At 56.8% G+C, this 20,334-nt stretch carries 14 protein-coding genes and 1 pseudogene; 10 read left to right on the top strand and 5 right to left on the bottom strand.

Annotation, left to right across the window (positions count from 1 at the left end):
* From HNP33_RS15980 to HNP33_RS15970, 3 genes and pseudogenes are all read left to right on the top strand, one after another.
* A partial coding sequence (locus HNP33_RS15980; RefSeq protein WP_221452095.1) for an HrpF/NolX family T3SS translocon protein occupies positions 1-611 on the top strand: 611 nt, incomplete at its 5' end.
* A gap of 55 nt (positions 612-666) precedes the next feature.
* Positions 667-1,155: pseudogene (locus HNP33_RS15975) on the top strand (IS3 family transposase); the annotation flags it as partial.
* A gap of 254 nt (positions 1,156-1,409) precedes the next feature.
* A complete protein-coding gene (locus HNP33_RS15970) occupies positions 1,410-2,993 on the top strand; it encodes a Na+/H+ antiporter (RefSeq protein WP_184710215.1) in 1,584 nt (527 codons plus the stop codon).
* 785 nt (positions 2,994-3,778) lie between these two features.
* Here HNP33_RS15970 and HNP33_RS15965 read toward each other — a convergent pair.
* On the bottom strand, positions 3,779-5,116 hold the full coding sequence (locus HNP33_RS15965) for an IPTL-CTERM sorting domain-containing protein (protein WP_184749477.1): 1,338 nt from the start codon (positions 5,114-5,116) through the stop codon (positions 3,779-3,781).
* Positions 5,117-5,570: 454 nt separating this feature from the next.
* Here HNP33_RS15965 and HNP33_RS15960 point away from each other — a divergent pair, with 454 nt between their 5' ends.
* Positions 5,571-5,801: a hypothetical protein gene (locus HNP33_RS15960; RefSeq protein ID WP_184710116.1), complete on the top strand. Its 231-nt coding sequence runs from the start codon at positions 5,571-5,573 to the stop codon at positions 5,799-5,801.
* A 317-nt stretch (positions 5,802-6,118) separates the two neighbouring features.
* Positions 6,119-6,301, top strand: a complete 183-nt coding sequence (locus HNP33_RS15955; protein ID WP_184710118.1) for a hypothetical protein — start codon at positions 6,119-6,121, stop codon at positions 6,299-6,301.
* A 240-nt stretch (positions 6,302-6,541) separates the two neighbouring features.
* Here HNP33_RS15955 and HNP33_RS15950 read toward each other — a convergent pair whose 3' ends face one another.
* The gene (locus HNP33_RS15950) at positions 6,542-8,461 is read right to left on the bottom strand and encodes an Ig-like domain-containing protein (RefSeq protein WP_184710120.1); all 1,920 of its coding nucleotides are present in this window, start codon (positions 8,459-8,461) and stop codon (positions 6,542-6,544) included.
* 287 nt (positions 8,462-8,748) lie between these two features.
* Complete coding sequence (locus tag HNP33_RS15945; protein ID WP_184710122.1) at positions 8,749-9,666, bottom strand: LysR family transcriptional regulator; 918 nt, start codon at positions 9,664-9,666, stop codon at positions 8,749-8,751.
* Positions 9,667-9,991: 325 nt separating this feature from the next.
* Between HNP33_RS15945 and HNP33_RS15940 the strand changes: the two genes are divergently transcribed.
* Complete coding sequence (locus HNP33_RS15940) at positions 9,992-10,654, top strand: TetR/AcrR family transcriptional regulator (RefSeq protein ID WP_184710124.1); 663 nt, start codon at positions 9,992-9,994, stop codon at positions 10,652-10,654.
* 187 nt (positions 10,655-10,841) lie between these two features.
* Here HNP33_RS15940 and HNP33_RS15935 read toward each other — a convergent pair whose 3' ends face one another.
* Positions 10,842-11,933 (bottom strand): siderophore-interacting protein, encoded by a 1,092-nt coding sequence (locus HNP33_RS15935; RefSeq protein WP_184710126.1) that lies wholly within the window; start codon positions 11,931-11,933, stop codon positions 10,842-10,844.
* A 273-nt stretch (positions 11,934-12,206) separates the two neighbouring features.
* Here HNP33_RS15935 and HNP33_RS15930 point away from each other — a divergent pair, with 273 nt between their 5' ends.
* Both HNP33_RS15930 and HNP33_RS15925 read left to right on the top strand, forming a co-directional pair.
* Positions 12,207-14,279, top strand: a complete 2,073-nt coding sequence (locus HNP33_RS15930) for a TonB-dependent siderophore receptor (protein ID WP_233464554.1) — start codon at positions 12,207-12,209, stop codon at positions 14,277-14,279.
* 153 nt (positions 14,280-14,432) lie between these two features.
* Positions 14,433-15,767: an MFS transporter gene (locus tag HNP33_RS15925; RefSeq protein WP_184710128.1), complete on the top strand. Its 1,335-nt coding sequence runs from the start codon at positions 14,433-14,435 to the stop codon at positions 15,765-15,767.
* A gap of 45 nt (positions 15,768-15,812) precedes the next feature.
* Here HNP33_RS15925 and HNP33_RS15920 read toward each other — a convergent pair whose 3' ends face one another.
* The gene (locus HNP33_RS15920) at positions 15,813-18,005 is read right to left on the bottom strand and encodes a prolyl oligopeptidase family serine peptidase (RefSeq protein WP_325064948.1); all 2,193 of its coding nucleotides are present in this window, start codon (positions 18,003-18,005) and stop codon (positions 15,813-15,815) included.
* Positions 18,006-18,379: 374 nt separating this feature from the next.
* Here HNP33_RS15920 and HNP33_RS15915 point away from each other — a divergent pair, with 374 nt between their 5' ends.
* Together HNP33_RS15915 and HNP33_RS15910 are read left to right on the top strand one after the other, a co-directional pair.
* Entirely contained in the window at positions 18,380-18,676 is a 297-nt protein-coding gene (locus tag HNP33_RS15915; protein ID WP_184710221.1) for a YciI family protein, read from the top strand.
* A gap of 218 nt (positions 18,677-18,894) precedes the next feature.
* On the top strand, positions 18,895-20,331 hold the full coding sequence (locus HNP33_RS15910; RefSeq protein WP_184710130.1) for an MFS transporter: 1,437 nt from the start codon (positions 18,895-18,897) through the stop codon (positions 20,329-20,331).
* Positions 20,332-20,334: the final 3 nt, after the last annotated feature.

The following is a 20,334-nucleotide window of genomic DNA, read 5'->3' as shown; positions in this document are numbered from 1 at the left end:
CAGTTTGTGGTGCGGTACTTGCGCCGACCCCAGTTCGTCTCACTCATCATCCGAGCCTACTACCGCTGCGGCCCGGATTTGTGCAACAAAGCCATACCGGTCTTGCCACCTCTTATAAAGCCGTCAGCGCGAACGGCTTTAACGGCGCGGCAAACGAAAATCTCACTGCAATTGCCCACAAAACGGATTCCCGCGAAGACGTTCTCGCGCAGTCCGATATGCAATTGGGATTGGAAAGCCGCCCCATCGATAAGAAGGAGATGGGCGGCGGTTTGAAGAAGGCGCTCGAGATTTTCGGGAATGTGGCAAGCGCACTGCTGGTGTTTGTGCCAGGCGCAGGTGTTGCCGCGTTGGTAGGTAACATTGGCCGCATCGTAGCAACAGCAGCAGCCAGAGCGGGCTTGGGCGCCGCCGCGAAGGAAGGCGCCAAGGCCGGAGCGCGAGAGGTCGCAAAAGAGGTCAGCAAGGACTTCGGAAAGGAATTAGCCAAGAAGGCCGCCAACGAAACCGCTAAGGAAGGATTTAAGGAAGGCGCAAATCAAGCTTTGCAGGAGGCGAAGACGAACAATTCTGAGCAAAGATTCAAGAACGAGGTTACTTACAGGGTGTAGTCGATTTCGTATTGGTTCAGGGTAGCAGGCCAATTTAAGAAGAAATGGTCGGCGGAGCCAACACAGCCTGTACAAGTGGATCAAGCTCTATGCAGTGCCCGCGCCTGAGCGGCAGGCGCAGCATCTCAAACGGAGGAGTTGCGGCGACTAAAGGCCGAACTTATACGAGTGACCGAGGAGCGCGACATCCCAAAAAAGCCGCCGCATACGATGCCAGGCAGTCTGGGTGAGGTACGCATTTATCGAGCGCCACGAGCAGGAGCACAGCGTGCGGTGCATGTGCAAGGTAATGCAACTGCACCCCAGGGGTTACTATGCGTGAAAGGCAGCACCGCAGAGTCTGCGGTCTAAGGATGACCAAAGGCTGCTGGGCTTGCTCAAGCAGGCATGGCTCGAGAGCGGTGGTGTCTATGGCTACCGCAAGCTGACATTGGATATGCGCGACCTTGGAGAGCGTTGCGGTAAGCATCGCGTGGCACAGTTGCTCAAGCTGAAAGGTTTGCGTTCGCAGACGGTCTATGGCCAAAGACCAGGAGTGCGTGGTGTATGCAAATACCCTTGGTATTTGCAAATCACTGACCTGAAAACGCCCGGCAGTGCCGGGCGTTTCTAGTTATGAGCACATACAAACGCCTAATAAATCAATATAACCAATCGATTTCAAATTCATCATAAATAATTGGCATTCACTCCCTTGCAGAGTGCATACTTGGCACTTACAAATGCTTCGCTACCGCCCACAATGAGCCACTCGATACAGTGCTCAGGCTGCCTGCATTCCTGTCCCAAGCCATCGCCATGAACACACTGCAACTTTTCGAGCTCATGATCGCCATCTTGCCGGTGATCATCGGTCTGCATTACCTTGCCAACCGCTTGGGCCTTCCCCCTGCTGTCCCGCTGCTTGGCGGAGGCTGCCTGATGGCATTTTTGCCCGGGCTTCCCGCGTTTTCCCCCGATCCAGAACTCATCCTTGTCATCTTTTTACCCCCGCTGCTTATCGACGGAGCCTGGGGAATCTCAGTACGTTATCTGCGCAAGCACATCATCGGCATCACCTCTTTGGCTGTGGGTGCGGTGCTCTTTACCACCTTGGTGGTTGCAGCCGTCACGCATTGGCTATTTCCTTCGTTGCCGTTGGCGGCGTGCGCGGCACTGGGCGCAATTGTTTCGCCGCCCGATGCAGTTTCGGCACGTGCGGTGTTGCAGCAGGTCAAACTGCCTCGCAGGGTGCTGATGCTGCTGGAAGGAGAGAGTCTGCTCAACGACGCCACGGGGCTCGTGCTCTTCCGCTTTGCGGTTGCAGCAGTCATTACCGGCGCATTCAGTACCACCCAGGCATTGGGAAGCTTTGCAATACTCGCATTGGGCGGGGCTGCCATAGGCGCTGCCGTGGGGGTTGCCTGGGTGTTGATTGGGCGCCGTCTTCAAGATGAGTATCTCGTCATCACATCCGCACTTTTGGTTTCCTGGGCTGCGTACATTCTGGCCGAGCAGCTTCATGTCTCCGGTGTCATCGCTACCGTCATCGCCGGCATGATTTGCGGCACCAACCAATACAAGGTATTTACCGCTGCAGGACGCGTGCGCGGAATTGCCTTCTGGACGGTCACGGTATTTCTGATGGAGACAGCGGTATTCATGCTGATTGGCCTCTCTCTGCGGGGCGTCGTAGAGCGCATTGGTGGCTTTGGAATGGCTCTGGAGCAAATGGCGGTGCCGGTTCTGTGGATTTTGCTGGCTTTGCTGGTAGCGAGATTTACCTGGATTTTTCTATCCGACGGAGCCATCTCGCTTTGCCGCCTGCTGGGCATGAAGCGCTACACCCCTTTGGGCGCGCGTGGCGCCTTGGTTCTGGGGTGGGCAGGGGTGCGGGGCGTAGTCACCCTGGCACTGGCGCTCAGCCTGCCTGAGGACTTTCCTGGCCGCGATTTCATCCTGGTGAGCGCATTCGCCGTGATCTTGTGCACCGTGCTGGTTCAGGGAACCACTCTTGGTTTGCTGATCCGCTGGACAGGGCTGGTGCCGCCTGAATCCGATAAACCCCGCTTGTCAATGAGCGAGGCGGAGGCCGCGCTGATGCAGGTTCAATTGCAGGTCGTCCAAAGCAAGGCCTACGATGAAGAAGGCAAGTTGATCCACCCTCAGATGCTGGAGCAGTATAGAAAAAAAGCGTCGATCTATGCCAATTACGCAGGTCAGGAATCCGTGTTGGCGCCCACAGTGCATGCCCATTTTGATGTGGTGCTGGAAGCAATTGCCGCAGCCCATGCAGAACTCATCCGCTTGCACAAAGTGGGAGACATTGACGAGCATACGCTGGTCGAGCTTCAGAAGAACCTCGATCTGGAAGAGCTGACTGCCCTCGCCATTCGAACGTAAAGCGGCTTCGCTCCTCATTCCCGGACGCATTCAATACTTTCTGTATACGATAGCAAGAAGCAGCCTCACAGCGCACCCATTCGTGAAGCGGTGAGGCCAACCAAGTCACCGAGGCCACGGACACAGATAGCGCTGAACTGCTGAGATGAGGCGCCGTGGCTACGTCAGGCCGCGCCGCGTCGGGCAAAGCCGCAGGCAATACAGGCGTATGACAAGGCTGGGCGCTCCCAATCCCAACTAAACGTCCCCGACAAAGCAACGACGTATCAAGGGTGGTGTTGGCGGCTCTTAGAACCTGTTCAAAGTCTCCTAGCGCCGCGACACGATGAGATCCGAGGGGTGCGCCTAGCGGCGCAGTACCACAGCAATAGCACTGCTATTGCGAGGATCTGCAACGACGTAGATCGCCCCTAGCCGGGCGCCCGGCTAGGGGCGTCCGCCAAGGTGCTGTCCCTGCGGGTTGGTGCGAAATCGGGCGATTCCTGCACGCTGCATCTCGCTTGGGGCATGAGTCCAGGCTTCGCTACATCGCTTTGAACTCATCCCGATTGCGCCCCAACGCGGTTGCGTAGAGACTTTGAACAGGTTCTTAGGTTTGGGTAAAAAGCATGGATGTTTAGGCCCACAGTTGAAACTGACTTTGGCCAAGTAGACCACTCTGGCTATCTATAAATTTTGAGCGCGACGGAGATAGCTCTGAGTGTTACCTTGCAGATCTGATGAGCGCCAGATTTGCGAAGCCCCAGAAAAAAGAAAAGCCACCCGAAGGTGGCTGTTTTTTTGCATCAGTGCTGGCGCCTGCGTAGCTGCACCACGCCCATCGCCACCAGCAGGAGCGACATCGCCATCACGCCCCATTCCTTGAGGGTGGGCACAGGTGCCGGTGTGGGGGGCGCCGTGCTGGTGAGCTGGTTCACAAACGCCGCCACATTGCCGCTGCCCGATGTCACCAGCGTCACGGCAGGGGGCAGGTCCGTGCTCCAGGCATAGCCCGCAGGAGCCGCTGGCAGCGCAGCATCTTCACTGACCGTGCAGCTTGCGCCTTGCGGAACATTGGTGATGGCAATGGCGCCAGTACTCGTGCCACTGAGCGTGACTGCCGCCTGGTACGTGCCATCAGCGCCGCAGTTGGCCGTGAAGTTGAAGACACCCGAAACGCCAGTGGCAGGGCCGCCGGTGACGGTCTTGTTGACCGTGATGTCGCTGTTGGCGCGCGCCAGGGTGTTGGTCAGCGTCACGCTGGAGGCAGCCGGTGGCGCCACCAGGCTGGCCGTAGCGCTGGGCAAGGGGTTCTCCACCCAGATGTAGTTGGCTGGCGCCGTCGAGCGCGAAGTCTCGGTCACCGTGCACGAGCCGCTGGAGATCACCGGCGTGGTGGCGACAGTTCCTTGGGTGGCAGAGCTCAGCACGATCGAGGTATTGATGGGGGGCAGCACTACGCCATCGGTGCCGGTACAGGCCACGGTGACGGGGAAGCTCGCACCGGTCAGATCCACTGGCGGAACATTGGCAGGCCAGACCACCAGCTTGGAGAGATTCAACAGGCCCGCGTGGCAGGTGAGGGATGCAGTCGCAGGCGTATTGACCTGGCCAATAGGCGAGACAAAATCCACGCCGGGGGTGATGGTGTTGGTGACCGCAGGCGCGCTCACACAGGCCTGGCGACCAGCATCGGTATTGGGCCAGACCACAGGCACCGTGACAGAGCAGCCGCCCGAGGGAATGCCAAAGCCGGTAAGGCTGACTGCGCTACTGCCCTGGGGGGCGGCGAGCGTGCCGCCGGTGCAGGTATTGGAGACTGCGCCAGCGCCAATCTGCAGGGGGGCGGGCAGGTTGTCGGTGAGGTTCACATTGTTAATGGCGTTTGGCGTGCCATTGGAGATGTTGATGGTCAGCACCGATGTGTTGCCCGTGCCGCCCAAATAGATATCAGCCTTGTCAAAGGATTTGGTCACCTTGGGCAGACCGCATGCGCCGTTCTCTGAGGTGGCGGCATTGACGAAGGCCGGGCCTACCTTGCCTTGGTTTTCACTCCATGGTGTGTAGCCAGGCGCCGCGTTAACAAACGGCGAAACATCAACTACCGCAAATACACATGCACCATTGCCTGAGTTTGACTGCACAGTAGGGATCAAAAGGCCATACACATTGTTAGTCAGTGCCGATCCAGCGGGAGGGAAACTGGCCGGAGGGGTACCAGCAGCCAAATAAAGTGCATTGCTTGCCGGAACGTTGTTGATGTAGGTGATGTCTCCACCAGCGAAAGGATTCAGCCCGGTAAAAGATGGTGCATAGGGAGAGTTCGTATTCAACGGAAATCTGGCGAATCCGCTTAAGCTGCTACCCAGTGAGAAGGACGTCGCTGCCCCCCCATTTAATGCACTTACCATTTTGGCGGCATTAGCGCCGTTGGTCGCTTCACAGCAGCCATCCACAAAAAAGACAATGGAGTTGGCCCAACGGTTTGCGATGGCGTTCTGGATCACTGTCCAATTGGTGCTGTCTATGGATATGTAGGTGCTCGAGACAATGACAATGTCATAAGGGCCCGGGGCGTTCGTGAACGTAGCCTGCGAGATGGCATTGGCATTGTTCAATACCGACATGCGGGTGAGATTTGCCGCGCCGACAACGCTTTCAAACTCACTTTGGAGGTTGTTGGTAGCCTGGATGGCATCCGAAGCCACCTCGCTGGTAGTCAGCATCAACACCTTTTGTGCAAAGGCCATGTGTGTGCCGCCCCACAGCAGCATGGCTGTGAGCATCAGCCTCATAAAGCGTATCGAATTTCGCATGGTTTTTCTCTGAAATTTCTGATCTCGATGCAGGTGATCGTGCCTGTGTTGGATCAATGATAGCAAGCAGCAACTTGTTTGTGTCGAAAAGTGTTAAACAGGCAATAAATGCTACAAAACACCAAAATTCATAGAAGCAATGAATTGATTTGAACCTTGCATTTTATTTAACGGATCAATGCCGACGCAGTTCGGCAAGGCACTGACTCCGGCATCCTCCTGCCAGGTTTCAATAGTTCACAGTGTTTTGATCCAATGACGTGTTTTAAAAACGTTTAGGCCAAATTTCATCCTATCAATCATGCAGTTAGCCAAGAAGCAGGTAACGGCATGTTCGTGTTGCAAGCAAACCCGGACAACCACCGTAAACCGCTTAGCGCATTCACGACCATGCTGTCTGCTGCTCGGCAGACTGAGCCCACCAACTATGTTTTTGGGGCTTTCCTGGCCTTGCCAGGCAGCGCATCCGAACCGGGCATTGAGCGCTCTGTATTCGCTACCGCCTTTGACTGAGTGCTTCTTCGCAATCGCATTGGCGTGTACTGGCGCCACGGAAAGAGCACCCGCTCGACATCTCGGAGCGCCGTCAAGCCAAAACCGGCAAGTCTCAGAAGGCGCTCGGGATATGCCCACACAACTTGTTCCACGCTCGTGATGCCGTGTCGGCCCAGTGCATTGAGGGTTCTTTTTGCCAAGCTCCCTGGCAACGGAGTGGGTGGCGGCAAGCGAACATTGCGCATGGGTTGCTGATGTTTATGCCTGGCTCTGCCGTGCCTTGCTCGCATGGAGCCTCGATCCGGCCAAAAGCAGGATGGCAAGAGCCAGAATGACGTAAGTTGGGGTTGATCGTGCCGGCACCGGCAAGGCGTTGACCGGCTCGATGGGATCGCTGTCCGTCGAGATGCATGGCCCATCTGCAATGCAGTGACCGCCTATGAGCACGGCACTGTTCTCCGCCTTGCTGCCTACAGCACCAGTAACCCTGGCCATCACGGTATAGGTGACAGAGCCGCCGCCTACCAGGGAGATGCCAGTGCACGCTAGATTCACACAAAGGCCCGATTCAGAGCCTTTGCCATCCGCCGACTGCCCAGTGATTGCAAGGTCAGACAGACCGCTGCCTGCACTATCTGACCAGCTCAATCCATTTACCGAGGTGCTGCCTGGATTCGAGATGGTGACGGTATAAGTCACAAAACTTCCTGACGCCACAGCAGAGACACCATTGGTCTTTGCGATATTGAGATTTGCCTGAGCATTTACTACCGTCGCAACCTTAGCGCAATGGCTATCACCTGCCGGGCAACTGCCAGGCGCAGGAGGGTTGCCTCCATTGAACGGGTCCCCCCCTCCTCCCACCGAAGCCTGATTGACGACACCCGGAACTGCGCTGGCATCGACCGAGACAGGCAAATGGATAGTGGCAGTTGCACCGACAGAAATTGAAATGTCGCTCGTGCAAATGACCTCTCCACCGGAGGTCTGGCAACTCCATCCACCATAGATTCCGTCGCTTGCAGAAAGGCCAGCAGGCAAACTGTCTCGAACAGTAATTACCCCTGTAGTCGCGGCAGAGCCACTGTTTGCAACACGGAGGCTATAGAACGCCCCGCTCTGCTGAACTGACCAGGGCCCATTGCTCGCCTTCGTCAGACTGAGCTGAGGCACCGGAGTGACGGTAATGACGATATTGGCCGTGGCTGTCAAGCCTGCTGCATCAATAATTTCATACGGAATGGACGCAACTCCAGTAAATCCAGCAGAAGGAGAAAACAGGTAGTTTCCTGACGCATCAACTGCAATGGTTCCATTTGCAATATTGCGGATACAAGGAAAAGATGTGCAAACAGAGCCATCCAATGCCGACAGTGATATACCGCCGCCTGTATCGTTGGAAAAAATAGGCATTATCCCATTGACCGGAATATTCATCGGCGTAGTTTGCGTATCATCTACTGCCACCAAGAATGAATTAGTTAACGTGCAGGTAATATTGGCGATTGGGCTCAATTGGCCTGGCGATACCGTCAAGGTATTTCCGCTTCTAAGCCCAAAGGCACCTATATTTCCTGTCACCCCACTGTTCGCATCTGTACATGAGGCACCTGCCAATCGCCAACCAGGAGGAGAAGATGACACACTCTCCGTAATGGAGACAGCGCTTGCAGGATCAGGAACAAAGCTAGCGACGCTATCAACCGGCGACTGCATTGCAGTGGTTGTCAGTACTGTGTTGAGGGTGGATAGGTTTGTATTGGCGAATGAAAAGCTGCCCGTTCCGCCCACGCTGATTTTTCTGGTAGTGATGCAGGTAGGGATAGACGGCAGACCGTACCCCACCAAATCCAGAGCATCCAATCCGGCGGTTGTCACCGTCAAGCTGGAAACGAGCGCATTGGAATTACCCACTACAGCACCCGATTCACGTACTGTAGAAACACTCGAGGTTTTCGAGAAAACACCGGTCGCAGGCGTATAGGTAAGCGGATTCATAGGCGAGTTTGTATTATCAAGCAAGCTTGAAAAGCTGAAACTGCTTGGACTCGCACCACCGGTCACACTCAATGTCAATGTTGGCGTGTAGGCAGGCGGTATGTTTGTACCCACTCCCACATCGAAAATTATGAAAGCTACGCGATTGGCAGGAACCGCAGGGGAGAATGTATAGGTCACTGACGTATTCCCACTGACCCTTATATAGTTTGCGCTTGAATATCTCCTTGCTGTTCCTTGCACATTTTGCAATGTGTATGCAGTGCCTGAACTGAAGGAAGATGGAGCACTCACATTCACGTGCACTGTACTGCTATAGGATTCCAGTGCAAAGCTCCCGCCCGAGGGAGCACTATTTCCACCCAATTCACAGGTTTGAGCATGGGCCAATGCTGAAAAGCATAGCAATGCAAGGCATAGCCCCCATCTCTTGGCTTGCATCTTCAGCCACTGCAGTCCAATATGGTTCATTCCTCGCCTCTTGGAGTTGAATTATTTATATTTTTCAAAAGAAAATCCCATAAATCATTGACAGAGCTACCTTTATCATTCTTGTTGACCATAGTCATCAAGCATATTCTTCGCAAAGAGATCAATTCTTTTACGGGCCTGAACACCAAACCCGATTCAAAATGGGATTTGACCTGTAAATTATAAATAACTCCCAAATGGCAATTATTAGCAACCAAGGCATACAGTGATTCGATAAAATTCAAACTTGTGATACTAGAAAAATCTATGCCTTCTTCAACAAGCGAGTTTTGAATCATCTGAAATGTGTTACCTCTGTTCAATATGGCTATGTTTTTCTTCCTCAAGTCATTCCAACTGATGTCTTCTTTGTAAGACAGCGGATGCCCAACAGGTAAAACTGCCATCATCTGGTCTGTGGTAACAAGCGAAAATTCAATGGACTGATTCGTTCGAAACTCCACCCCCAAGCCTATATCTGCATTGCCAGTAACGATTGCCTTTGACAACTCGTCACTATGCATATCCATCAATCGTAAATTGATGAGTGGATTTTTTAATTGCCACTGGTACAGTAAAGGCGCAATCAGATGCAAGGCCGATGGTATGCAGGCAATCCTTATGGTACTAGTTCGGTATTTGACCGACTGGTGCAATTCCCGGACACCATTCTCAAAGCTATTCACCATCCACTCAATGTGTTCTCGAATAGCCTCTCCTTCATGCGTGAGCCGAACATGGTGCGTGCTTCTGTCAAAAAGGTTTGTATCAAGCCCCTTTTCTAATTCTCTGATAGCAGAAGACACCGCCGGTTGACTGATTTTTAAAACTTCAGCAACGCTGGTAAAACTCTTGTAATTGGCCAACTCCTTAAAGCAGTTCAATTGGCGCAATGTGGGGGTTATTGCTGACATATTTCCCCTTTTGAAATTATTATTAATGTTGGTAAATTACCCAAGCATCTCGAGCGACTTATGGAGCCCGTGGAGCCATTGGATGCAATTAGGTCATTACACCAAAGATAGGTCATAGAGACAATAAATCACCTACCAAGGAGTGTCAACAAATGTTTGATTTAGGCCAATTTTTTTGTCGTGGCCCTGGCACGTTTAATGCGTGTATCAGTGATAGATTTCTAAAATATCGTTAGAAAAATTTCAGGGTCTACACTAGAGGGGTCTTAAAAATTGATGAGTGCGCGCCATGTCCGGTAGCCAGAAGAGCAGACCTGGGCCCCGAGTGAAGGTCGAGCCTTCATCCAAGGGAGCTATCTCAGAGCCCGTGTTTCGAGCTCAAGGTCTGCGTACCCGAAACAATCTTCTTGAGCACGCGAGAAAGCAGCTTCTTTCGGAAGGGACAGTGGGATTTAGCTTACGTTCTGTTGCAAAGGCTGCTGAAATTTCGATCAGCAATGCGCAGTACTACTTTCCGGGCCGGGCCGAATTATTGCGAGAGGTGATGAAGCCAGTGCTTGAGGGCTACACCTCGCAAATGGATCCCACCGCGACCGCGAATCTTTCATCAGACGCCGCGCGGGCTGTGCTAAGGGCACTGTTTCAACAAGCTCTGGCAGATGCGCTAAGTGTCGAGCATGCAACGTTGATCATGCACTTTTGGTCCATTGGAGTCGGTGACCCAGAAGCTGCGCAGGTACTTGGTGAAGCCTACGATGTGATGACTTCCGGCATCGCAGAGATCATCCACCGCGCCTACCCTGGCATTGAGAAATCCACTACCAGTGAGTTGGCTGCTGTGCTGATTGGTATGTGCGATGGCCTTTTGGTGCAAGTGGCACTGGCCCGCCGCACCCAGGCATCCACGAAAAGCATCGTGGGTAGTTTTTTGGCATGCGGACAATCGATCCTGGAGCAAGCGGCTCTTAAAAGTCAGCCGACCGTTTGATCGGTTCAATACGCTATCGGCACCTTCGAGCGGATGCAAACAGACAGCGCTTGAAAGATTGAGAGGCTTTTGATACCTCTCCTGCCTTCGACCGCACAGTGCCCGCAATGGAATCTGGAAGCGCTTGGGCGAAACCAACGAAAAAACGCCAGGCGAATGGCTGGCAGAGAAGGCGTTTCCAGCCTTCTCACCGCCAATAGGTATGAATCATTTTTTGCACCCCCACCAGTCGAGGCTGGGCGGCCACCCATGCCCGGGCGGCCTGGATCATTGGCAAACCGCCCGCAATCCACAAGGCGGTGTCGGAACCATTCCATGACTGGCACTCAAGCCACTGCAAGACCTTGGCAATTTCGGGAACTGAAGCCCCTGGTTCGCCGCTACACAGCCACTGCGGCCTTACTCTGGATGCAGGCAAGTCGAACGCGGCGCGTTCATGCTCATTTGCGACCCATAGCAACAAGGCAGGCGTCTGATCCGGCGGCAGCATCTCCACCATGCGTGCAGCAGCGGGCAAGGCACAGGCATCGGCGACCCATATGTGCTGGCTGGCACGCGCAGGCAGACCGCGGGCAGGACTGAGCACGCCGACAGGGCTGCCTGGCGCAGCATGCTCGGCCCAGACGGAGCCCGGCGACGGGCCATCGGCATCACTGTGCAGCAACACGTCGACGTCGATCCATGATTGCGGCACGTTGACCGCGCGGATGGTGTAGGTTCGGCGCGCCATGCGCGGCTTGCCCGGCGGCCAGAGCAAGCGGCCATCCGGCTGCAGATCAGGCCAGGCCGGCTCAGCGCCAGCACATGGCAACAGCATGCGAATATGGATGCCTTCTGTGGCAAAAGGCTTGATGTCGGAACACTTCAAACGCAGGCGGCGCATTTGAGGGCTCAGTGCCCGGTTGCTTATCACCTCCAGAATATGCAACTGTGTCGGGCTGCGCGGCGCCTGCCCTTCCCACGCGATATCCCAGCTGCCATCGGGCAGGCCAATCTCATCGGCATATTCGCCCAGGTATTCCGTCAGCGACAACTGCAGCAACCCGCCCATCGGCTCGGTAACAGGCAGTACCAGACATTCGAGCTGGCGGCTGGCCAGCAGCCGCAGTTGCAGCACGCCAACCCCATCCAGATGGAGCTGGATCAGATCTGGCTCAAGCTCTTTGATCTCTACGCCTTTGTCGCGCCACAGGCTGGTGAGCCACTGAACGAAGTTCGCCGCGCGCGGCAGCGTAATGCTGCCTCTGAGCGCAGCGCTGATTGATGTCGTCGTATCCATCGAAAAAACCGGTGCTTGCAAGCCGATGCTATCCAAGAATGTAGCAATTGCAGTAACCGCCACCAATAGGCAAGTGCCTGAACGGCTCGTACCCAAGACGCCGACAACGCACCTGCTGCCACTGCATCCATTTGCAATGATCCATGGCAAAGAGAAATGCTACATATTTACCACAAATGATAATGCACTTGAGAATAATTATCAGTTGAGACATAGAATTTGCATGAAGAAAGCGGCGTGAGTGCCCGCTTCTTTTTTAACTTCTGAAACACTATGCTTTACGCACAATACACCCCCGTTGTCCGGGCCATACTGATCGCCATGGGTACCGCTGGTTTGGTCATGCCTGTGATGGCCCAAACCGCCCAAGCCGACGACGCAAAGGACAAGACACTCTCGACGGTGACTGTGGTTGGCACCGTAGATGAGCTGCAAAGCCTCGACTTCTATGCGCCCAACTCTAGCGCCGTGATTCGCAAGGACGAGATCGATGCAATGGGTGCGCGCAAGCTCGACCAAGCCCTCCAATACCAGGCTGGCGTGCTCAGCGAGCCTTTTGGCGCCGACAACAAGGTCGAGTGGTTCAAGATCCGCGGGTTTGATGCTTCGGTCTCGCTCGACGGAACACCCACCTCGCCCAATGGCTATTTTGTCTGGAAGCCCGAGGTGTTCGGGGTCGAATCGGTCGAAGTGCTCAAAGGCCCCAGCGCGCTGGTATTTGGCGCCTCCGAGACCGGTGGCGTGGTCAACCTTGTGACCAAACGGCCCCAGAAGCAACGTGCCCTTGAGCTCAACACCGAGGTCGGCAACAACAACCGCCTGGGCCTGAGTGTCGACTACAACAACATTGCCAACAGCGACGGCTCGGTGTACTACCGTCTCGTGGCGCAGGCCCGCAAGGAAGACGGCATGCAGCGCGAGACCAACATGAAGAGCTACTACCTGGCGCCCAGCGTCACGATGGAGTTCAGCCCGCGCACCTCCTTGACGCTTCTGGGCAGCATCCAGCACGAAGACGGGCGCCCCACCAACGGCTTTCTGCCTGCCTACGGCACCATCATCGACACGCCCTATGGGCGCATCGACCGTCGCTTCAATGCCGGCGAGCCAGGCGTGGATCAGCTCAAACGCACCCAATCGAGCCTGGGCTGGCTGCTGAGCCACAAATTCAACCAGGATTGGAAGTTCACCCAGGACTACAAGTACACCAACCTCGATCTCGACCAGACCAATACATTCGCCTATGGCTCCAACGGTGATCGTGAGCTTCTGCGCGGCTACACCTTTACCGACGGCAAGTCCAAATCACATTATCTGGACAACCGCATCAGTGGCCGCCTGCGCCTGGGTGACAGCGTGCAACTGCTGCCCACCTTTGGCATCGATTACCTCAAATCCGACACCGATGGCCTGAACAACGGTTTTGGCATGGTGCCCAACCTTGACATGTTCAACCCTGTCTATGGCGCACCTTTTGCTGTGACGGGCACGCCCTACGGTCTGCATTCCAAGCAATGGGGCGCTTATGCATCTGCCCAGATGCGCGTAGGCAGCCACTGGAACTTCAACGCAGGCATTCGCCACGACAAGGCCAAGAACAACGGGCAGACCAATGGCGCCGATTCCAGCTACGACGTCAGCAAAAACTCGATCAATGCGGGCGCGATGTACATCACTGATTTTGGTGTCTCGCCCTACATCAGCTACTCCGAATCCTTCAAGCCCATCGCTGGCGTAGATGGCTACGGCAACGCCTACCGCCCCTATGAAGGCCAGCAAAGCGAAGTGGGCGTGAAGCTCGAACCGACCTGGCTCAATGGCGGCAACATCACGCTGGCTTACTTTGACGTCAAGGAAAAGAACGCACTGGTCTCGGATGCCTCCAATATCCAGTCGCAGACGGGCAAGCGCACCAACAAGGGCATTGAGCTGCAGGGCGACTTCAAGCTGGGCGCCAATACCCGCATCAAAGCGGCCTATACGCACAACAATTCCCGCCAGGATGTGACTGCCGCGCAGACAGTGCGCACGCCGCTGATCCCTGACAACCAGGCCAGCCTGTGGGTGAGCCATGCCTTTGCCCTGGCCAACAGCCAGAAGCTGACCGTGGCCGCTGGCGCGCGCTACAACGGCTCTACCGAAGACCAGCGCTACACCCCTGGCACACGCATCTCCAGCTATACGCTGCTGGACCTGATGGTGCGCTACGACATCAGCCGTGAATGGGCGCTGCAGTTCAATGCCCGCAACCTCACCGACAAGACCTATGTCAGCGGCTGCGACTTCTACTGCTACTACGGCGACGCTCGCACGGTCGATCTTCAGTTGCAATACAAATGGAAGTAAGCACCGCTGCCCAGGCGGCTGCGCCCGGCGCTCGTCAGGTGCAGCCTTCCTTCAGCTAGCAATGGCTCTCGTTGCTTGCATACCCGCCCGGCCGCACCAGATGCGCGCCGGGCGCCATGCATTCTCACGACAGCTGGGTAAAACAGTACTGCTATGAAAAACTCTTCCAGTGCCGAACAGGCCCAAGGCCCTGCGCAATGGTCGCTGCAGAGCTTGTTGACCGTGGTCTTCCTGGGCCTCACAGCGGGCGTGCAGATGAGCGACTACGGTCTACAGGCCATCTCGTTGTCGGCCATTCAGAAGACTTTTGCCATCAGCGATGCCGCAGTCGGTGCACTCCAAGGTCTGGCAGGCGTACTGGTCGGCAGCGCGCTGGCGATACCGCTGGCTCGCTTTGCCGACCGTTTCTCGCGCAAGCGGGTGCTGTTGTGCCTCGTTCTGGCTTCGACGGCAATGATGGTGCTCAGTGCCCTGGCACCCAATTTTCCGCTGTTCTTTCTGGGCCGCTCGGCGGCAGGCATCACTGAATTTGCAATGGTGCCCCTGGTGTACTCGATGATTCCTGATCTGGCACCCGAGCGCCACCGCGTGTTTGCCAATCTGGGCTTTGCTGCCCTGGTTTCGACCGGCGCAAGCGCGGGCTTCTACTACGCAGGCGATATCCAGGCAGCCGCCATGGCATGGATTCCCGGCGCGCTCGATCCCTGGCGCAAAGCCTTCTTGCTGCTGTCCGCAGCAGGCCTGCCTTTGCTGGTGGCCGGCCTGTTCACCGCCGATCCACCTCGCCACGCAGTGCAGGGCGAGATCGCAAACGGGGGCACGGGCGCAGATTCGCTGCAACAGTTTCTGCGCCAGCACTGGCGGCCAATTGCACTGTTCGTGGGCGTGGCAGGTAGCCTGATGATTGCCGTGCAGGGTCTGAACCAGTTGATGGCCTTGGCATTGGAGCGCCGTTTCAACGCCACACCGGCACACATCGGCAAGGTGCTGGGAGCGCTGGTACTGGTCGCCACGCTCGGCTGCCTGCCAGTGGTGGGCTGGCTAGACCGGTGGCTAGGCAAGCGCCTGCAGGCTGCAGTGCGCCCTCTGCTGATGGGTATATGTGCTCTCCTGGCAGTGCCTGCAATTTTGATGCTCTATTCCACCGCTTCGCTTGAGCAGGCATTTGTGGTGGTGGGGGTGTTCCTGTTCGTCACCTGCACTGCCAATGCACTGGTGCCCACCATGCTGCAGGATCTGGCACCCCCTCCGCTGCGCGCGCGCTGCTTTGCGCTGTGGAGCTTTGTGGTGTCGGTCTTCAGCGCCCTGGGGCCTCTGCTGGCGGGTTTTGTGTCCACCTGGCTGGTGCATGGCCGCATGCTCAGCGCCATTGCCATCACCGCAGTGCCTACACTATTGATTTCAGCCTACTGTGCATGGCGGCTGTTCCTGCACACACGCAGCGCAACGCAAAGCGCAGCCCTGGCACCTGCCGCGCCAGCTGTGTAGCGGTTGTACAGCCGGTTTTGCAGTGCGGACATGCGGCCGTACCGCTCAACGGCCGGTATGTTTATCTGCAGCGCCCGCCGTACGGATGCAATGCTCGGCAAATGCCCATAACTGCGCGGCCTGCTGCAGCACGCTTTGCGGTTGATCGCTCTCCTGGTGCCCGCTGTCCGGGTTGAGCAGCAGCAGTGCAGGCGCGTTGCTGGTGGAATAACGTCGGATATTGGCCAGCAACTTGGCGGGCTCCCAGTAAGGCACGCGATCGTCCTTGAGGCCCGCCGTGCACAGCACCGGCGGATACGCGGCAGCGCGCACGTTCTCATAGGGCGAAATGGCGGCCATGGCGTCGTAAGCGTTCTGGTCTGCCAGCGGGTCACCCCAATCGGGCCGCAACAGCGGCACCAACGGGTGGCCCGCATCGCTCATGGTGTTGAGCATGTCGACAAATGGTACCTGCGCCATCACGCCAGCCCATAGATCTGGCCGCATATTCGCTGCGCCGCACACCAGCAAACCGCCAGCCGATACGCCGTGGCTGACCGTTTGCTCCGGCGTGCTGTAGCCCATGCGCTGCAGGTGCTGCGCGCAGGCCAGAAAATCGCTCATCGAATTGCGCTTGTCTTCGCGGCAGCCGCCCTGGTACCAGTCATAGCCTTTTTCCGAACCACCTCGCACATGCGCAATCGCATAGCGGTAGCCGGCATCCGCCCAGGCCAGTGCGGGTAATGAAAACCCAGGCTCATAAGCAATGCCATATGCGCCATAGCCGGTAAGCAGCAAAGGCAATGGCTGCAGCGGGCTTCCTGCACGGTCTTTGCGCGAGAGCAAGGTAATGGGAACCAGCTGGCCATCGTCAGCAACGGCATGCATGCGCTCGACCAGGTAGCGGTCCGAATCCAGCCCGCTATAGCTTTCGCGCTCCACTTCGCTGACCTGCCCATCGCTCAAACGCACCTGCAGCCAGCGCAGCGGTTGGGCCAGGGTCTGGTGGGAAATTCGTACGTGCGTGGCGTCCCAGGGCTGCGCCAGCGGCATCTCCAATACGTACGAGGGCTCAGTGAACGCGATCACCATTTCATGGCCATCAGGCCGCAGCAGCACCACGCGGTGCAGGCCATCCACGCGCTCCAGCCGCACCAGGGCAGCGGCAAAAGGCTGCATGGCGATGATGGGGACACCATGGCGGTGCGGCACCAGTGGCTCGGGTGCCGCAGATGCGAAGGCACTCTCCATGCGCAGGATTTGCCGGTCACTTGCGCCATCCACATTGGTCAGTGCAATCAAGCCGCCATCCCACTCGTTGATCTCGTAGCGAATACCCCGTTCGCGCTCGCGCAGGATGCGCGGCGGTGCACACTCGGCATCCGCAGCGATCAGGCGCACCTCACTGGTATCAGGCCCAAACAGAGTCACCGCAACATAGCCATTGGCCGCCGTGCGCGCCACTTTCATGAACAAAGCGGGGTCGTGCTCTTCATAGACCAACTCGGTGGAACCACCTGCGACCGGCGTGCGGTACAGACGCGAAGGTCGGCTGTGGGCATCGCGCCAAATCCAGAAAACGTGCTGCGACGACGGCGAAAACACCAAACCGCCATAACCAAATGCGTCCTCCGGCACCAGCACCCGGGTTGAACCTGTCTGTGTATCGAGCATGCAGATCCGATGGCGGTCATTGCCGATCACATCCTCCGCCCAGATGAAATAGCGCTCATCTGGGCTGGCCTGGTGCTCGGCGGCTCGGTAATAGGCATGGCCTGCGGCACGCTCGGCTTCATCCACCAGCGCCTGCACCCGTCCATCGGCATGCCTGCGCACAAACCGCTTGTGACCTAGGGCTGCACTGGGCTCCACGCTGTAACTCCATCCCCCAGGGGCCCGGGCTGATGCTGCCGCAGGCGCCTGCTCCACACTGCGCACATGCGCTGCCATTGCCTTGTAGAACGCCTGTGCAGACGCAGCCAACGGCTGCAACAGCTGCTGCGCATAATTGCGCTCGGCCTGCAGGTGCTGGCCCAGACGGGGCGGCAAGTTCTCCATGGTTCGCGTGCCCGTGGCAGGCACAAACTTCATCCAGGCAAATTCGTCGTTACGGATGCGCCCCAGTTGCTCGATCACATGGTCCTCACGCGGAGCCTGGGGCACCGCCAGCATCGGCCAGCCTGGCGCAGGCTTGTCTGCCTCCGCACGATTGGCAATCAAAGAGGTTTTCTCGGTGAAAAGAGGTGTGGAAGGGAGCACAGGCAAGGTGGTCTCGGCAATAGGATGGGGCGCGCCAGAATATGCTGCAAAGCATACGCCCATAGGTAGCGGGCAAAGCCCTGTCAGCTGCAATCGCGGCACAAGGCAGGCGGCACAAAGGTTGCTTATTGTTGTAATGCGCAGTATTCCCATCCGCACATGGGGCTAATTGGATTGGTTGATTTGGCCACTATGCGCCCTGGCGGGAGGTGGCCATGTTCCACACCGTCGCTGCAGCATTTCTCTCGCTCCGTCATATGACCACAGAACGGACGGCACATGGATGGCATTGGGTAGCCTTGTCATCTCTGCATCACCTCCAGGGCTGTGGGGTGCGCTACGCTAGAAACCTTTCCTTGACCTTCCAAGCCGGTATGCCTTACATCATTGAAACCTTTGACAAGCCCAACAGCCTAGCAATGCGCAAAGAAAATCGGGATGCACACCTGCAATTTCTTGATGAGAACAAAGCAGCGCTGATCGCATGCGGCGCCAAGCTGAATGACGATGGCTCGGACCAAGGCGGCGGCCTGTATATCGTCGCCGTGGAAAGCGCCGAGGAGGCGCGCGCCTTCATCGAGCAAGACCCTTTTTTCAAGATCGGGCTGTTTGGAGACATCAAGATCACCCGCTGGCGAAAGGCCTATGTCGATGGCGTGTGCAAGCTCTGAAAAGATTCCTCCAGCTGCATTGCATGGATGGTCGCCCTCTCGTGCTTTCGCTTATGCGACAGCCAACGGTGGCGATAGTGGTTTGTCCTGAGTTCTGAGCAGAACATGCGTTCTACAATGGGCGCATACAGGTTCAGATTTGAAGACCATCTGTAAGATGGCTTCGTCGCGCCTTATGGGTTTGTATCAGCCTCTTGCAGCATATGAAGGAGGCAATGATGCAAACCAGCGCTATAAAAATTCGTGGTGTCCAGGATGTCATATCCTTTATCGACGGATGCCAGGGGATCAAAGGCCGAGCGGGCGTTATTTGGTGGCTCGCGCTAGGTGGCCTGTTTCTCGATGCATTTTCCAATTCGGCACTCAGCGTAGGCCTGGGGCCCATGACGCGCGACCAGCAGCTGACCCCTGCTGAAGTTGCGTGGATGACGTCGCTTGCATCCTGGGTGTCCATCGCCTTCAACCCCATTGGCGGCTGGATGGCTGACCGCTGGGGCCGCATGCGCCCCCTCATCATCGCCAAGGTGCTCGCGGTGATTGGCGCGCTGCTGGTCACGTTTGCGCCAGACTATTCCACCATTCTTTTCGGCCGCTTCTTTGTGGGCGCGGCCTACGGCATTGATTTCGCCATTGCCATGGCCGTGCTGGCAGAGTTCACTCCGGCAAGGTTCAAGAGCCGCCTGAACGTATGGCAGGGCATGTGGTACATGGCCGTCTGTACCAACCTGGTGCTTGCGCTGTGGTTCAACTCCTGGGGCGTGGGCGATTCGCTGTGGCGTTACTCGGTTGCAGCCACCGCTGTATTCGGCTGCCTCATCCTGGTGCTGCAGCTTTGCCTGTTGATTGAAAGTCCGACCTGGCTGGCGCGCAAGGAACGCCTCGAAGATGCAGCGCGCTCAATGACACGCATCTATGCCCAGTCATTTGTTGCCGCCCCGGTTTCCGAACGCCTGCCGGTCATCAACCAGGCCAAGCGAGGGCTTGCGAATGTGCTGCTGATTTTCCGCGGCATCTATCTGCCACGCACCATTCTCGCGGCCACGGTGCAGATTGGCCAGTCGATCCAGTACTTTGCGGTGGGCTGGTATCTCCCGCTGATCAGCGCGTCGCTGTTTGGCAAGGATTTTCAGCAGGCCACGCTTGGCGCGCTGGTGTTCAATGTCTTCGGCATCGTGGGCGGCTTTCTTTCACCCACGATCGGCCGCATTCTGGGATTGAGACGTGCCTCTGCCATTGGGTTTGCACTGGTCTTTTTGATGCTTCTGGTGCTAGGCCTCTTCAACGGAAAGATGCCAATCTGGGCAGCAGTAGCGGTACCGTCGCTGTTCATTCTTTTCCACTCCGGCGGTCCCGGCGCCAATGGAAAAAGCCTCTCGACGCTGTCTTTCCGCAGCGAATTGCGTGCGGGGGCGAACGGTGTCATTGGTGCGCTGGGTGCCATGGGCGCAGCCCTGGGGCTGCTCGTGTTCCCGCTGTTCCGCCAGCAGTATGGCCTGGAGACCACCTTCCTGATTCTGTCGGTGGTGCCGCTGGTTGCAAGCCTCATCTGCTTCACCATCAAATGGGATCCGACGCGCAGTGCCGTCAACCCGGACAACGAGCCGGACGCCCCCCAGTTTGAAGCCGATGCCGTCAAGGTGGTGGCAGCGCGATAGCCG

The organism is Comamonas odontotermitis, from assembly GCF_014207855.1.
GTDB classification, from domain to species: domain Bacteria; phylum Pseudomonadota; class Gammaproteobacteria; order Burkholderiales; family Burkholderiaceae_C; genus Comamonas; species Comamonas odontotermitis_A.
The sequence above is the reverse complement of the archived record's forward strand: the minus strand, read 5'-3'. Positions and strand labels throughout refer to the sequence as shown.